This window comes from Rhodopseudomonas pseudopalustris, from assembly GCF_900110435.1.
Taxonomy (GTDB): Bacteria; Pseudomonadota; Alphaproteobacteria; order Rhizobiales; family Xanthobacteraceae; genus Rhodopseudomonas; species Rhodopseudomonas pseudopalustris.
In genome coordinates this window covers 25,952-40,817 of record NZ_FODT01000002.1, presented here as the reverse complement: position 1 = coordinate 40,817, position 14,866 = coordinate 25,952, and the positions used below count along the sequence as shown (strand labels likewise).

Annotated in this window: 11 protein-coding genes and 1 tRNA gene; 4 read left to right on the top strand and 8 right to left on the bottom strand. The window is 61.0% G+C overall.

Annotated features, from left to right (window positions below):
- The first annotated feature begins 307 nt into the window (after positions 1 to 307).
- Positions 308 to 1,648: a tyrosine-type recombinase/integrase gene (locus BMY71_RS03540; protein WP_092681800.1), complete on the top strand. Its 1,341-nt coding sequence runs from the start codon at positions 308 to 310 to the stop codon at positions 1,646 to 1,648.
- On the opposite strand, the gene BMY71_RS03535 is transcribed toward BMY71_RS03540, so the two are convergent.
- The gene (locus BMY71_RS03535) at positions 1,645 to 2,190 is read right to left on the bottom strand and encodes a hypothetical protein (protein ID WP_092681798.1); all 546 of its coding nucleotides are present in this window, start codon (positions 2,188 to 2,190) and stop codon (positions 1,645 to 1,647) included. The two genes, BMY71_RS03540 and BMY71_RS03535, sit on opposite strands and share 4 nt — an antisense overlap.
- A 130-nt stretch (positions 2,191 to 2,320) precedes the next feature.
- A complete protein-coding gene (locus BMY71_RS03530) occupies positions 2,321 to 2,707 on the bottom strand; it encodes a hypothetical protein (protein WP_139202594.1) in 387 nt (128 codons plus the stop codon).
- A gap of 157 nt (positions 2,708 to 2,864) precedes the next feature.
- Between BMY71_RS03530 and BMY71_RS03525 the strand changes: the two genes are divergently transcribed.
- The 3 genes from BMY71_RS03525 (at position 2,865) to BMY71_RS03515 (ending at position 7,837) form a co-directional block, all read left to right on the top strand.
- Positions 2,865 to 3,569 (top strand): recombinase family protein, encoded by a 705-nt coding sequence (locus tag BMY71_RS03525; protein ID WP_092681794.1) that lies wholly within the window; start codon positions 2,865 to 2,867, stop codon positions 3,567 to 3,569.
- A 1,045-nt stretch (positions 3,570 to 4,614) separates the two neighbouring features.
- Positions 4,615 to 5,478 carry a phage tail protein gene (locus BMY71_RS03520; RefSeq protein ID WP_092681792.1) on the top strand — a complete coding sequence of 288 codons (864 nt, stop codon included), beginning with the start codon at positions 4,615 to 4,617 and terminating at the stop codon, positions 5,476 to 5,478.
- 541 nt (positions 5,479 to 6,019) lie between these two features.
- Positions 6,020 to 7,837, top strand: coding sequence for a DEAD/DEAH box helicase family protein (locus BMY71_RS03515; RefSeq protein ID WP_139202593.1), 1,818 nt, complete (start codon positions 6,020 to 6,022; stop codon positions 7,835 to 7,837).
- A 227-nt stretch (positions 7,838 to 8,064) separates the two neighbouring features.
- On the opposite strand, the gene BMY71_RS03510 is transcribed toward BMY71_RS03515, so the two are convergent.
- From BMY71_RS03510 to BMY71_RS03485, 6 genes are all read right to left on the bottom strand, one after another.
- Positions 8,065 to 8,331, bottom strand: coding sequence for a hypothetical protein (locus BMY71_RS03510; protein WP_092681788.1), 267 nt, complete (start codon positions 8,329 to 8,331; stop codon positions 8,065 to 8,067).
- A gap of 45 nt (positions 8,332 to 8,376) precedes the next feature.
- Positions 8,377 to 8,466, bottom strand: a tRNA-Ser gene (locus BMY71_RS03505).
- 264 nt (positions 8,467 to 8,730) lie between these two features.
- Positions 8,731 to 10,215 carry an alpha,alpha-trehalose-phosphate synthase (UDP-forming) gene (otsA, locus tag BMY71_RS03500; RefSeq protein ID WP_011501451.1) on the bottom strand — a complete coding sequence of 495 codons (1,485 nt, stop codon included), beginning with the start codon at positions 10,213 to 10,215 and terminating at the stop codon, positions 8,731 to 8,733.
- A gap of 122 nt (positions 10,216 to 10,337) precedes the next feature.
- Complete coding sequence (gene otsB / locus BMY71_RS03495; protein ID WP_011501450.1) at positions 10,338 to 11,147, bottom strand: trehalose-phosphatase; 810 nt, start codon at positions 11,145 to 11,147, stop codon at positions 10,338 to 10,340.
- Positions 11,144 to 12,628, bottom strand: a complete 1,485-nt coding sequence (locus BMY71_RS03490; protein ID WP_092681786.1) for an MFS transporter — start codon at positions 12,626 to 12,628, stop codon at positions 11,144 to 11,146. Before BMY71_RS03490 ends, otsB begins: the two co-directional genes overlap by 4 nt.
- A gap of 162 nt (positions 12,629 to 12,790) precedes the next feature.
- Entirely contained in the window at positions 12,791 to 14,791 is a 2,001-nt protein-coding gene (locus tag BMY71_RS03485; protein WP_175557603.1) for a methyl-accepting chemotaxis protein, read from the bottom strand.
- Between the last annotated feature and the right edge of the window lie 75 nt (positions 14,792 to 14,866).

The window sequence follows — 14,866 nt, the reverse complement described above, 5'->3', positions numbered from 1 at the left end:
ACGACATTCGTAAGCCCCGGAGATTGTTCACGCGGGGTGCATTTCCACCGCAAATTTTCCAAGATCGCGTCGCGATGCTTCCAAAATCAGAAGCCTTCCCCGCGCCTCTTCTTAAGTGGCGGACAAGCCTGCAAGAAGGATGGGTCGCCGGAGAACCCATTGGAAAGTGCTGAGTTCAAAGCACATTTTTGGACAACTGGCGGAGAGAGTGGGAACCTCCCCCACAAGCACCTAAAGACCAATTAATCCTTGTTTATCAGAGCCTCTGAGGATAGCAAGGTGTGGTTTTCGGGTGTGGTTTGGTTGGATGGCGGACACCAAATATCTACAGAAGAAGGGCAACACGTGGCGTGTTGTGGTCGAGATACCCAAGCCGCTCCGCCCGGCTTTGGAAGGCAAGCCGCGCTTCATCAAGTCGCTGGGCACTGAGAGCCTGACCGACGCCAACCGGCTCAAGCATCAGCATGTTGCCGAGTTTAAACGCCGGATCAAATTGGCCGAGAAGGGCCAAGCAGACCCGCGCGCCGCCGCTATGCAGGCTGCCTTCGCCTTTCGAGAGGCCTTCGCTTCCGCCGACAACGATTATCTGGAGCATGGCGACCAGGAGAGCACGGCAGCGTCCGAACTTTTGGCTGTGGTGAACCGTGAGGCGGAGGCCCTTCTGGAGACGGAAGGCCCAGAGGCTGCGCGGCTGTTTCGCAGTCTTGCGACTGGCAAGGCCACCCTCATTCGGGACCAATACCCAACGTGGCTCACGATCTGTAACGGCACCGAGCAGACCAAGGCTCAGCACAAGTCAACCATCAAGCGCTATCTCGCTTGGGCTGGCGAATACATGTCGATCCAAGGCACCGACAGGCGGAAGGCAGGCGAATACGTTCAACTCCTGCGAGACGATGGGCTATCGTCCAAAACGATCCAACGCCACCTGTCCACGCTGGCCTCGCTATGGTCATGGCTGATGAGCAAGGGCCTCACTGACCCATCCGAACGGGACAATCCATGGCGAGGGCATGGGGTTGGCAAGAGGTCGAGCGGGTCCAAACGGAAAGCCGTTCGGAAAGGACTGACCAACGACAAGCTCCTGAAGCTTCTCAAAGGCCGCTACAAGACACCGCGCTATGCGAACGTCCTTTCCGACCTCACGAGGCTCGCGCTTCTCCATGGCACGCGCCTGGATGAGCTATGCGCCCTCAAGAAGGCGGACGTTGAGAAGTTGAAAGACGGATACTGGTTCTCCATCACGGAAGGCAAGACAGAGGCCGCCATTCGGCAAATCCCGGTTCACACACTTGCCGTCCCGATAATCCAGCGTCGTTTGGCTGGCGCTGACGAATACCTGTTCGCGGGATTGGTGCCGGGTGGTCCGGACCTCAAGCGGTCATGGAACGTCAGCAAGGCTTATGGCCGCTTTCGGAAACAGGTTGGCGTCTCTGCCCCCTTCGAAGATTTCCACGCCCTTCGCAAGACGTTTGCCGACCTCATGGAGAGCCTTGAAGTCCCCGAGAGCACCGTGCAGTTGATCATCGGTCATGAACGCGGTTTCACCTACGGCGTTTACTCGACAGGCCAGCGCATGAACTTGCGCAAGGTGATCGAAAAGGTGGACTACGGACCTGACGTTATGAAGGCTCTAGCATCACCCTAGGGGTCTCTTGGCGCTTGACGAGAACGGGTGCCGTCATCATTGCGCGCGCGCGCGCTTCCGTCAAAGCCGTCCTCAGGTGGACCAAAGGCCGCGCAAGGGTCGAAGTCTTCAGAGAGTTTGATGACACGCACGGCGTCCGGAAAGAGGCTAACGCCCCGCTTCTCACCCTTCTCCCATGCCGCGATAACGCCAGCGATACGGAGTTGAGTGCCCCCACGGATGACCGTGCCAGCATTGAGCAACCTGCCCTTCGCGTCAGTCAGCTTTGGCTGTTTCCTCGGAGATTTGAACTTGAACGCGATGACCCCTTCCTTGGTCTTCCACCAAGGCAGGTGCACGTTCTTCTTGCGCGCGAAGTGGGTGTCTGCGACCGCTTGGATTTCGGCCTTCAAGCGCTCTGTGTATTCCTTACAGGCAGTCGCCTCGGTCTTATACTTGCCGTCCGCGTATTCGCCCTCGGTGTCGGGTTCGGTCAAATGCACCTCGCGTGCCGTCATGACCTCCGTGACGAACGGGTTATACTTAAATTTCTTGTCATTCATCGAAGGTCGAGCGCCCTTGCTAGAGTTTCGAATGCTTCAAGGTCGCACAGCTTCGTAGTTTGCCCTAATGATTACTGTTGCAGTTGAACTACAGGAATGACGGCTGAGCAAACATCATTGCACCGCGCTCCTATGAAGCCATCGAGTGCGTCCGCCTAAGGCCTATTTCAGCCTCCAGGCTGTCCAAACGGCACAACGCTGAGGCCACGTCTTCAGCCAACTGTTGCGCTTCGGAGGCTTCGATCCTGTTGCTCAATAACCACTCCAGACGCGCCGCTGCCTTGCTGCCCTGCACAAGCTCCTTCTGCACATCGCTCAGTTCTCTTTTGATGTCACTAAGCTCCTGCGTCATTCGGTCCACCGGACCAATCGCCTTTTCGGCCCCTCTGAGCTTCTTGCCAAGATCGTCCACCGCGCCAAGCGCGATCAACGTCAGCATCACGGCGCTCACGACCGGCGACACATCGTTGTAGCTCAGGACCCCTGCAGCGACGAACAGCAACCCGTACTTGAACATCTCACCCCCCCTATTCATTCCGCTTCACAAGATGCCCATTCCCGCTCCCTGAAGCCATGCAAAACGGAATCCCTGCGATTCCAAAATGTGCATTGAGCCATGTACACAAATTCACGTAACGTCCGATAGAAGGAAACGTGTAAGCAGGAATATTGTCTTGGCCTCTGGAAAGTTCGTCTCTTATTTGCGCGTCTCGACCGATAAACAGGGCAGGAGCGGCCTTGGGATCGAAGCGCAGCGTGAAGCCGTGGCCAGCTATCTCAATGGTGGCCGCTGGACCCTCGTTGCCGAGTACGTCGAGACTGAGAGCGGGCGGAAGTCCGACCGTGCCAAGCTGGCCGCTGCGCTCTCCCACGCCAAAGCCATTGGGGCCAAGCTGGTCTTCGCTAAGCTGGACCGCCTCACGAGGAACGTGGACCTCCTGCGCTCCCTGGTGGCGAGCGACGTAGACCTTGTGTTTTGTGACCTGCCGAGTGTGCCTCCCGGCCCCATGGGCAAGTTTTTGCTGACACAGATGGCCGCCGTCGCGGAGCTTGAAGCAGGGCTGATTGGCGAGCGCACCAAGAAGGCCCTAGCGGCTGCAAAGGCCCGTGGCGTGAAGCTGGGCAACCCCAACGGCGCTCGTGCGCTCAGGGGCAAGCAGACTGGCAATGCTGAGGCGGTCGCCAGGATCAAGCAGAAGGCCGCACAGCGCGCTATCGACCTACAGGGGCTCATTGATGGCTTCAGGCGTTCCGGCATCACCAGCGTGCGCGCCATCACCGACGAACTTAACCGGCAAGGCATCAATGCGCCACGAGGCGGGCAGTGGCACCCAACAGCCGTTGCGCGCCTGCTCAATCGCCTTCCCAAAGCCGCCTAGAGTCCGCCCGTAAGGAGAACGCCCGTGCTCGTCCAAGTCACAACATCAATATTCATTCTCGCCGTCCTATCAGGATCAGAGCGGTTCATGCTTGGCTCTTTGGCTCTTTGGATCGGGGCACTTTGCATGTGAGAGGGCACCAGGCCTCTTAAGGCCTAGAATTCGTCTATCTCCCTTGGACTACAGTGGGTTACGCGCTTTCTCCTACCCCTATAAGGGAAGGGCGCTTCTCAGACCGACCAATGCCTGAAAACTATCGCCCGAAATTCCAATCCTCATTGAGAAATCGCTAGGCCCTCAGCACGCACGCGGCGCTTCGCTCTTGGCTTGGCTTCTTCGCCAGTGAGCGCGAGTCCGCAAGCGCCATAGGGTCCCCCGGCGCTCCCCGATTTGACGGGCTTCTCTGGAAATGGATTTCGAAAACGAGGCCTAAAGTCGCCGTTGTTGTTAGACGAAATCGCTATGTGTTGGCTCGGGTCCCTTCCGATCCTCTGGACCACCAAAACCAACAGAAGCGGCGAAAAATCCGTAGCTTACGGTTTTATTGCACTACCTATACACAAGAGGCGGTCTGGACCGTGCAACTTTCACAGAGTCGAACGTAGCAGCTAAAGGGCCAAAACGAGGGTCTTTGCTCAAGGACTCAATGGGTTAGGGGTTTTCTAGACTGCCATAAGGGAAAGGCGCTCCCAAACCCTCAAGAGGAGACACGACGACACGACCGAGCGCCACGAGCGCCTAAGAGAGTTCCTGCCGATCTTCGACGCCTGCAAAGACGACAGAGGGCACCATCTGCCTGCACCGTGATCAGAGACGGCATATCGTTTGACGACTTCACTACGGCTTTCGGCTTGGTCCCTACAACGTCACGGACTTCATCAACGATCCAAGTCTGAGCACTTCCCCATTTTCCTACACTTAGCCTCAGACCACCCTTCTCAACATCCTAAAATCAACAACAGCGAGCTAACATCATTTTCCGAGACCATTACGGAACTACGCTTCACACTTCACTCCGCATGACCACCCCAACGAGGTGCGCAAAGTGCCGGTAGAGACTTTCAGCTACCTTGACAGCCTCGAAACGGCCAACCCGGGCGTTAACGATGGCATCGTCAACGGTGACGACCACATCCGTGGGATCAAGTTCACCCTCAAGAACACCTTCCCTGGAGCCTCAACGGCCCTCACGAGAGCCATGGGCGGCACGGTAGGCTGGCTGGCTGCTGACGGAAGCGCTAAAGGTCCGAGCTATAGCTTCAACAGCGAAGGAACACTTGGTTTCTATAGGATCAAAGCGGGCCTCATTGGCGTCGCCGGAGGCTCCTTGCGAGGCACCGTTCCACCTGGAGCCATCATGGACTTCGCACTGCCTGCCGCACCTGACGGCTGGCTTGCCTGCGATGGCCAGTTGGTGAGTACGGCCGACCACCCTGATTTGTTCGCCGCCATTGGCTATCTATGGGGCGGCTCTGGTTGGCAGTTTCGAGTCCCGCCGCTGATCAATAGATACCGACGCCACCGCGATAGCGCTTCTGTCTCAGGCGAAGTTGGTAATCTTCAAAGTAGCCAACTCGGCTCCCACGCGCACACTGCGCACGCCGAAGCTCAAGGGGGACACGCTCACAGCTTCAGTGGGACGACAGGAGGGATGAATGCCAACAATCCCCATAGCCACGGCATGAGCGCTCTTAGTGGCACCGGCAATTCTATGCTTGCGGGCTTTGGTTATGACAACCAACTTGGCACCCGTACAGAAACAAATGCTGCTGATATCAATCACGGCCACGCCTTTAGCGGGACAACTGAAGCCCAGGGAAACCACAGTCACAACATCACAGTTCTCGAGACAGGCGGTAATGAGACGCGACCGGAGAGCGCCACAGTGCTAACCTGCATTAAGGCCTGACGCCTTCAGCCTAGGAAGTATGACGTAGGTGTCGCGGTCGGTGCCGAGGCACGCTGGACCCGCTCCGGGTGTGGCACCAATGCTTCTCTACGATCATCCTGACGGGCACCTACGATCATGATCAATGGTGATTGTTTAGGGTGCCCTCAGGACTCCTTGGGAGGCCACAGACGCGCTTTCCCGCCTTGAGGCTGGTTGGGGAGCCGAACGGCTCAAGACGGCTCTATAGAGTCCGCAACGGCCCCTGAAGCCGAACTGGTTATGATCAATAAAGGCACCCCTCAAAGCCCCTAAGAAGATCCTCTATAGGGGATTTTGGGGGTGCATTTCCCTGCCGTCACGTCGCGCAAAGAGCGTTCTGACACAGCACGGCATCCTCAAAGACAACCTCAACGGTCAATCAATGCAAACCACCAAGGGTCTGCACGGGCATCTCTATGCTTTCGTGCCGCCGCAAGAGTTCTCTAAGCGAATGACGGAACTCTGGACTAACAATCATGCCCTCTGCTCCTCAGGCCCTCTTGAGCGCCTATGGAGCACTATGGCTGAGACTTTCAATGATGCTATCTGTGACACAGCCAACAGTGTCAACGGTCCTTGGCGCATCCTTCAGCCTGCTACGGGGTCGGGAAAGACCACGGGGGCATGCCTGTTCGCTGCCATGCAGGCAGAGCGCAACAGAGTTTCTGAAGGCGTTCTGGAGCCCGTAGGTATCGCGATAGTTACGAGGCTGATAGAGGACGCTGAGGGGATTGCCGCCAAGATCAATGATCATGCTGGACGTGCCGTCGCGATAGCTCATCATTCCGATGATCCCAAGCCGCAAGAGGCTCTTGCAGATCATGACACCATCGTCATTACCCACCAAGCCTATCTCAACGCCTCTCAGGCGGGCGGTGACCGTTGGGAGAGGCTAACGACATGGAAGGGGGGCATGCGCCTTCTGACCATCGTTGACGAGGCACTGGCAAACGTGGTCACGAGCTTCAAAGTCACCTCCAGCGATATTGCTCAAGTGCTGAGCTACGTCACGCCAGAGATGGAGCGAGACCACCGGACCGAGTGCGATGCTCTCCGTTTGCTAAAGCACGAGGCAGATAAGTGTGCACTGGCGTCCGATACCGACGGTGTGTTTGCTCGCGGCTTGTGGTCTGAAGGTGTCAAACAGGCTGGAGTTGCCCCACCGGTGGACTTCGGTTTGCTTCGGAGGGGCCTAAAGGGGGTGGCGTTTGATCGTCTTGGGGCATTGGAAGATAGCACGATCACGAGACATCGAATTGGTAAGAAGGTAGACGAGACGCTGGAGCACGCACAGGCGCTCCTGGACCAATGGGCCTACTATGCCAAGAACGGCAACGAGCACGCTTTGCACTCATCGGCGCTTGTAGTGCCTCTGGACGCTCCCGGCCCTGTCGTCCTTGACGCAACAGCACGAGCGGACTTCCTTTGGGACTTGTTCGGTGGTCGGGCACTGCGGATCGAGACGCCAAGCCGCGTCCGCAACTACAGCAACGTGACCCTGCATGTCGCGCGCTCCTCTGGCGTCGGGAAGCGGACCATGAAGGCAAACTTCAGCAAGCGCTTCCCTCGATTGATCGATGATCTTGAAAGCCGCCTGCCACCCGATAGGTCCGTGTTCGTATGCGTGCACAAAGACAATCGGCCTCTTGCTGAGGACTACGCACCAGCCTTCTCAAGGTTCTCCATAGGGCATTGGGGCAAGGTGGACGGCAGCAACGAATGGAAGGATTTCGATACAGCAGTGATCTTCGGCATGCCGTACAGGGATCAGGTGTCACTCAACAACACCTTCTTCGCTCTGCAGGGCTTTAAAGGTGACGATTGGTTCGATGACCCTCAGTGGAAGACCTATCTCGACGTTCGCCGAGTCATGAGGCAGCGGCAGTTGTCCGTGTCGATCATTCAGGCAATCGGGCGTATTCGGCTGCGGTGCGCTATTGACGAGCACGGCAATTGCCCTCCCTCGGATGTTTTCATCGTGCTTCCAAAGGGCCAAGAGGGTGATGAGGTTCTGCAAGACATCCGAGCCGATCTGCCGGGGCTGAGGCTTGCTGATTGGGATTTCTCGATAGACGGCCCGAAGGTCCGGAAGCCTCGCAAGGGATCGAAACACGAGGCTATCATTGCCTATATGGCGGCCCGGTTGCCCGGCAGGGAGCCGATAACGAAGGTATTGAGAGCACTCGACATCGATCAGGGCTCCCTCAAGAAGATCAGAGAGAAGCTTAACGAGCCCAGTAGCGCCCTTTCTGAGGGCCTATGGAGCATCAACGTGGAATACGTTTCGGGCAAAGGACGGGGCGCTAAGAGCTACCTCGTGAAGCACCAAGCCGCCTAAGAGGCTGGTGGGATAGACTTGGCCGGTGGGGCTGCTCAAGACGAGTGACCCATCGGTTTTTGTCTAACAACCACCCCAAGCGGCCTCGTTCCCGTCGTGTCACCTCTATTACACTCAAACGATCGCTGGCGCACAAGGGAAAGGCCCATGGCAAAACCATGAGGCCCCCTGGTCCTTCGCGGATATCTGACGGCGAAGCGATGGCGGACTGATGACCCTCAGGGCCCTCAGGTCCGCGCAGTGGCTCGTTTGGTCTTGCGGGGCTTCCGTGCGGGTGGTCGCAGCCCTGAATAGGCTTGGTGGACCTCAAAGAAGGGCACGCCAGCCGTTTCGGCGATCTGCTCCAGTGACCCTCCAACCTCGTTGGCCAAGGCGTCGAGTTCGCTGCTGAGCTTTGCAGCGGTCTGCATGAGCCCCAGGAGGGTGGCTAGGGCTGCAAGCTGTCGCTTATTGCGGGTGTGGTTGGCGGGTGTGGTTGCAGATTTCTTGCTCATCACGAAGTCCTTGTTTTATAACAACAAATTGGACTTCATGGAGACTGGCGGAGAGAGTGGGATTCGAACCCACGGTACGGTTTCCCGCACACACGCTTTCCAAGCGTGCGCCTTAAGCCACTCGGCCATCTCTCCGGGCGCCCTCTCATGACCGCCCCGGGCGGTTTTTGCAAGGGATCGCGTGAGCGGCCGGGGGATTTCACCTCAATTATTGGTTTGATGGGCTGTTCATAGGCCGCGCATGGCCGGAAAAGCCTCGCGATGCGGGCTGCGGGCGCGGCGGGGCTCTGCGGGCTGGTCGCAAGACGCAAAGGCACCGGCGGACGAGGTCCGGCGGATCGGCGGACAATGTGCTCCGGCCTCCGGGGCGTTGCCCCGATCATCGTTGCCCCGGTCAGCCTATCGCAGGATCGCTCCGCTGAACGCCACCGGCGAGCGTCGCGACCAGCCGCCGGCCATCTTCAGCGCCGGCGCTGTGCTGGCGATCGCGCCGACGGCCTCGCTGTTGGCGTCATTGGCGCTTTCCAGCGACGTCACGAAATCCGAGAACCAGGCTTGTACGCTGCCGCGCCGCAGCTTGGCCATCATCGCCTCCCAGCGCAGTCGCCGCTCGGTCACCGGCATCGACAGCGCGGTGTCGATCGCCCGCGCCATCCCTTCGACGTCGTGCGGATTGACCAGCAGCGCGGTGTCGAGCTCCTGAGCCGCGCCGGCGAATTTCGACAGCACCAGCACGCCCGGATCGATCGGGTTCTGCGCGGCGACATATTCCTTCGCCACCAGATTCATGCCGTCCTGCAGTGGCGTCACCAGGCCGACCTGCGCGGTCCGATACAGCCCCGCCAGCACGCCCTGGCGAAAACCCTTGTTGAGATAGCGGATCGGCGTCCAGTCGGCCTCGCCGAGCCGGCCGTTGACGTCGCTGACGAGCCTGGCGAGTTCGCCCTGCAGATTGCCATAGGCCTCGATCGCGCCGCGCGACGGCGTTGCGATCTGCAGCAGCGAAACGGTTCGCTGCCAGGACGGCCGCGTCGTCAGCAGGCGATCGAACGCATTGATGCGGTTGATCAGGCCCTTGGAATAATCCAGCCGGTCGACGCCGATCACCAGCTTCTCGCCGTTGAGGCTCTTGCGCAGCCGGGAGACATCGGGATGCGCTGTCGCCTTTTGCGCCTGTTGCGCAAAAAGATCGGCGTCAATGCCGATCGGAAACACTTCGCATCGCGCGATGCCGCGCGCCGTCGTGACGACGCCGTCGGTGACGACGAAGCCGAGTTCGGCTTTGACATAGGACAGGAAGTTTGACCTGTCCTCCTCGGTCTGGAAACCGATCAGGTCATAAGCCAGCATCGCTTCGATCAGATCGCGATTATGCGGCACACAGCCCATCGTCGCCGGCGACGCCCATGGCGTGTGCAGAAAGAAGCCGATCGGCTGGGTCACGCCGAGCGCGCGCAATTCCGCGCCGAGCGCAAGAAAGTGGTAATCCTGAATCCAGAACGCGGTGTCCGGCTTGAGGAACCGCATCAAGGCGCGCGCCATGAAGCCGTTGACTTCGCGATAGGAGTGATAGTCGTCCTGCGAGACGCGGATCAGATCGGCGCGGGAATGCAGCGCCGGCCACAGCGCGGAATTGGCGAAGCCTTCATAGTAACCGCCATAATGCGCCGCGGGCAGATCCAGCATCGCAAGTGCGCCGGAACCGAGCTGTTCGATTTCGGCGAAAGGTTCCCGTTGTGCGCCATCGCGCACGCGGCCGCTGGAGCCCACCCAGATTGCACCGGATTTCTCCACCACCGGAAGCAGAGCGGCGGCCAAACCGCCCGTCATCGGCTCATTTGCCGAGGCCCTCGCCACCCGGTTAGAAACGACAACTAGGTTCACGTGTCCCTCCGACGCCCTATTTGTTGTCGGAATTAACAACCGTTCATCAAGTTCGTTCCATGGCTCAAATCGAACAACTTTGCGGCCGCGTCATGATCCGAGACGGAACCTGTGGATTTGACTTAAGTTGCGGAAGCCTGCTGCGGATCGAGCAGACGCGCGAGCCACGCGCGCACGTCGCGCGGCTCGTCGAAATGTCCCGCGACCATGTCGCTGTGGCGTCCGACCGAAAACGCCAGGCCGCGTAGTTCCGGCATGATCGCAAACACTGTTTCGTCGGTGACGTCGTCGCCGAGGAACACCGGCCGGCGCCCCTTGAACGGCTCGTGCTTCATCAGCTCGATCACGCCGGTGGCTTTGGTGAAACCGGAATGTTTGATCTCGCACACCGACTTGCCGGGCAAGACTTCCAGTGGCGCGTGCGGATTCTCGGCGCGGATCGCGGCGACGGATTCGTAGATCGCCTTCTCGGTGTGGGGCGCCAGACGATAGTGCAACGCCAGTGAGTAGCCCTTGTCTTCCAGCAAAATACCGGGGCTGATCCGCGCGATCGCGGCGAGACGGTTCTTCAATTCGGGATCCATCGGCGGCGCGTGGGTCGATACCAGATCGCCGCCGGACAACAGTCGCATCTCCGCGCCGTGGCCGCCGACCGCGGGCAGCTTCAGTGGCGCGAAGATCAGGTCGATGTCGTTGATCGACCGGCCGCTGACCAGCGCCAGCGCGCCGGAGGTTCGCGCGTGCAGCCCGCGCAGCGTTCGCTCGAGTTCCGGTGGAACCCAGACTTCGCGCGGCGTCGGCGCGAGATCGAGCAGGGTGCCGTCGATGTCCAGCAGCATCGCGCACTGATCGAGATGCGGCACCAACGCGCTCGGCACCGGCACGGAATTGGTCGTGGGCCGCGATGAAGTTTCGGCGAGCTTCGAAGTCATCGGCTTTCCTCTACGGCGGCCAGCGGCCGCGCAATGTGTTCAAGCGACCGGCGTTCAGCCGCAATACCATAACGCCAACCGACCATAGCGGCGATCATCATCAGACTCGCGCCGAGCAGATAGCCGGCAAACACGCTGGTGCGGGAACCGGTGTCGATCAGCGCCCCGAACAGCGCCGGGCCGGCGACGCCGCCGATTCCGGTGCCGAATGCGTAGAACAATGCGATCGCCAACGCGCGGACCTCCAGCGGGAAGGTCTCGCTGACGGTGAGATAGGCCGCACTCGCCGCCGGCGACGCGAAGAAGAAGATCACCATCCAGGCGATGGTCTGGCCCTGAGCGCTCAGGGCGCCGATCGAGAACAGATAACCGGACACGGCGAGCAGGATTCCAGAAGCGCCGTAGGTGAAGGCGATCATCTTGCGGCGTCCGAGCGTGTCGAACAGCCGGCCGAGCAGCAGCGGTCCGAGGAAGTTCCCGGCCGCGAACGGCAGGATGTACCAGCCGACGTCGCCGGACGGGATGCCGAAGAAATCGGTCAGCACCAACGCGTAGGTGAAGAAGATCGCGTTGTAGAAAAACGCCTGCGCCGCCATCAACGTCAGCCCGACGATCGAGCGCTGCCGGTATGTCGTGAACAGCGTATGGGCGACCTCACGCAGCGGCGTGTGGCTGCGCATCTGCAACCTGATCTTCGACGGGTTGCGATGCTCGGCCTCCGGCGCTGCGCGCGCCGTCTTCTCGATGTCGGCGACGATCGCTTCGGCTTCCTCCGGACGGCCATGGATCATCAGCCAGCGCGGACTTTCGGGAATCCAGAACCGCATCGCGAACACGATCAGTCCGAGCGACGCTCCGATCAGATACGCCAGACGCCAGCCGAGTTCGGGATCGATCACCGCCGGATCGAGCAGCACGATGGCGCTGATCGCGCCGATCGCCGCACCGATCCAGAAGCTGCCGTTGATCACCAGATCGGTCCAGCCGCGATAGCGCGCCGGCATCAGTTCCTGGATCGTCGAGTTGATCGCCGTGTATTCGCCGCCAATCCCCGCCCCGGTGAGAAAGCGAAACAGCGCGTAGCTCCAGAGATCCCACGACAGCGCGGTCGCCGCGGTGGCGGTGAGATACAGCGCAAGCGTGATGAAGAACAGTTTCTTGCGGCCGATCCGGTCGGTCAGCCAGCCGAACCCGATCGCGCCCAGCACAGCGCCCGCCAGATAGGCGCTGGTGGCGAAGCCGATGTCGAGATTGGAGAACTGAAGCTGCGGGCTGGCTTTCAGCGCGCCCGACAGCGAACCCGCCAGCGTGACTTCGAGGCCGTCGAGGATCCACGTGACGCCGAGCGCGAATACCACGCGGGTGTGGAAGCCGCTCCACAGCAGGCCGTCCAATCGCGCCGGAATATCGGTTTCGATGACACGGCCACTGACAGCCTGCGGCGGCGGCTCTCTCATCACGGCGCTGTTCGGACTGGCCATTCACCTCGCTCCGGCGTTTGATCCACGCCGCAAGCGCCGAACGTGGCGATCCGCCGCTGAAGGCAGACCGGTCGCCAAGCTAACGAGGGTCGACCGGATCGGTTCCCGATGATTCGGGTGCGAGGACCGGGAACGATGCCGGAACGGCGGCGGCGGGATTGATCAGGCCGCGCGGATGTTCGCCATGAAGCGATCGAGCTCGGTGCGCAGCCGCGCGCTCTCCGACGACAGGCTGCGCGCCGAGTGCAGCACCTCGGCGGAGGCAGCGCCGGTGTCGGAGGCGCCGCGATTGACCGCGGTGATGTTGCTCGCCATCTGCTGGGTGCCGCGCGCGACGCTCTGCACGCTGTCGGCGATTTCGCGCGTCGCCGCGCCCTGCTGCGACACGGCGCTGGCGATCGAGGCGGAGATCGTCGAAATCTCGGTGATGGTGTCGCCGATCCTCTTGATCGACGCCACCGAGTCCTGGGTCGCCTGCTGCATCTCGGCCACCTGCGACGAGATTTCGTCGGTCGCCTTCGCCGTCTGGCTCGCCAGCGATTTCACTTCGGCGGCGACCACCGCGAAGCCGCGGCCAGCCTCGCCGGCACGCGCCGCTTCGATCGTGGCATTGAGCGCCAGCAGATTGGTCTGCTCGGCGATCGCGGTGATCAGCCGGATCACGTCGCCGATCTGTTGCGCCGCCTGGGTCAGCTTGCCGATCCGGCCGTCGGTCTCGTTCGCCTGTTCGACCGCGCTGCCGGCGATCTGGCTGGACTGGCCGACCTGACGGCCGATCTCGCCGACCGAGGCCGACAGCTGTCCGGTGGCCGTCGCCACCGACTGCATGTTGGATGACGCCTGCTGCGACGCGCCGGCGACTTCACTGGACAGGCTTTGCGTGGTCTCGGCCGTCCGGGTCAGCGTGTCCGCAGCCTTCTCGAGCTGCTCGGCTGCGTCGGAGACGTGCGACACGATCGCGCCGACCGCGGCCTCGAACTCGCTGGCGAAGCCGATCAGTTCGGCGCGCCGCGCCTCGCGACCGGCGCTCGCCTCGATCTCGCGCTCCGAGGCGTCGTGCTCGGCCTTGCGGGCGGCCTGGACCTTGAACGACTCCACCGCGGCGGCCATGTCGCCGATCTCGTCCTTGCGGCCGAGGCCGGGCAGAACCACGTTGAAGTCGCCATCCGCCAGCTTGCGCATCGCACCGCACATCGTCTGCATCGGCCGCGAGATGCCGCGCCCGAGCAGGAGCGCCAGCACGGCGCCGAGCAGGAAGCCGCCGACGCCGAGCATCGCCACGAGGCGCTTGGTCGAGGCGACGGTGGCGTCAGACTCCCGTTCCAGCCTTTGCTGAGCGGCCAGCAGATCGGCCTTCATCGCCGCCGAATTCCTGGTGATCGCCTCGGCCGCCTCCAGCATCTGCGCGACGCGGGCGTCGATCGCTTTGGAGTTGTCGACGAGCTTGATCAGCGTCTGCCTGTAGTCATCAAGCAGGCCGGACAGCTCCGTCAGCCGGGTGAGGATGTCTGCATTGTCGGTCGAAATCGCTTTCAGCCCGTTCTCGACGAATTTGAGCCGCGCCAGCGCGCTGTCCGAGGCGCGGCGATCGAAATTGATGACGAAGGTGCTGACCTGCGTCGTCGCCGCGAGAAACTGACCGGCCACCTGCTTGGCGCCCAGTTCGACGGCCGGGAGTTCGTTTTCACCGGCCGTGCTGGCGAGGTCGTCGACCTTGTAGCGCAGATTGTTGCCGCCGCGGGCGAGCCGGTTCTGTACCAGCATCGCGCTCTCGGTCTTGAGCGCCTGAACTTCGCCGAACAGCTTGGCGAAGCCGTCGAACTCGCCGGCCAGCCGGACAATCCGCTCGCGCCGCTCCGGCTTGGTCGCCGCCAGCAGCGACTGATCGATCGCGTCCTTGAGTTCCTGTTGCGCCGCAACCGCCGCTTTGGCGTCGTCGTCCTTGCCGGTCACCACATAATAGCGCGCGAGGGCCTGATAGGATGTCAGCGCCCGATCAATATTGCGGGCGAGATCGGATTGCCCGACGCCGTCGCGGTAGCTGACGACACCTTCGGAGACCCGCTCGAAGCCCACATAAGCGAGGCTCATGCTGATCGCCGTGATCCCCAGCACCACCGCGAAGCCGAGCGTCACCTTGCCGCGAAAACGCAATGACGGCATCGCCGCGGTCCAATGCCGCGGTCCGTCAGCTTTTGTATTACCCACCTGTCGCCCCCGCCTTCCGCGCCCCTGCGC

Excerpts from the sequence above, each read along its gene's own strand:
- BMY71_RS03540 (WP_092681800.1), top strand. The coding sequence starts at position 308 with ATGGCGGACACCAAATATCTACAGAAGAAGGGCAACACGTGGCGTGTT.
- BMY71_RS03535 (WP_092681798.1), bottom strand. The coding sequence starts at position 2,190 with ATGAATGACAAGAAATTTAAGTATAACCCGTTCGTCACGGAGGTCATG.
- BMY71_RS03530 (WP_139202594.1), bottom strand. The coding sequence starts at position 2,707 with ATGTTCAAGTACGGGTTGCTGTTCGTCGCTGCAGGGGTCCTGAGCTAC.
- BMY71_RS03515 (WP_139202593.1), top strand. The coding sequence starts at position 6,020 with ATGGCTGAGACTTTCAATGATGCTATCTGTGACACAGCCAACAGTGTC.
- BMY71_RS03510 (WP_092681788.1), bottom strand. The coding sequence starts at position 8,331 with ATGAGCAAGAAATCTGCAACCACACCCGCCAACCACACCCGCAATAAG.
- otsB (WP_011501450.1), bottom strand. The coding sequence starts at position 11,147 with ATGACTTCGAAGCTCGCCGAAACTTCATCGCGGCCCACGACCAATTCC.
- BMY71_RS03490 (WP_092681786.1), bottom strand. The coding sequence starts at position 12,628 with ATGGCCAGTCCGAACAGCGCCGTGATGAGAGAGCCGCCGCCGCAGGCT.
- BMY71_RS03485 (WP_175557603.1), bottom strand. The coding sequence starts at position 14,791 with ATGCCGTCATTGCGTTTTCGCGGCAAGGTGACGCTCGGCTTCGCGGTG.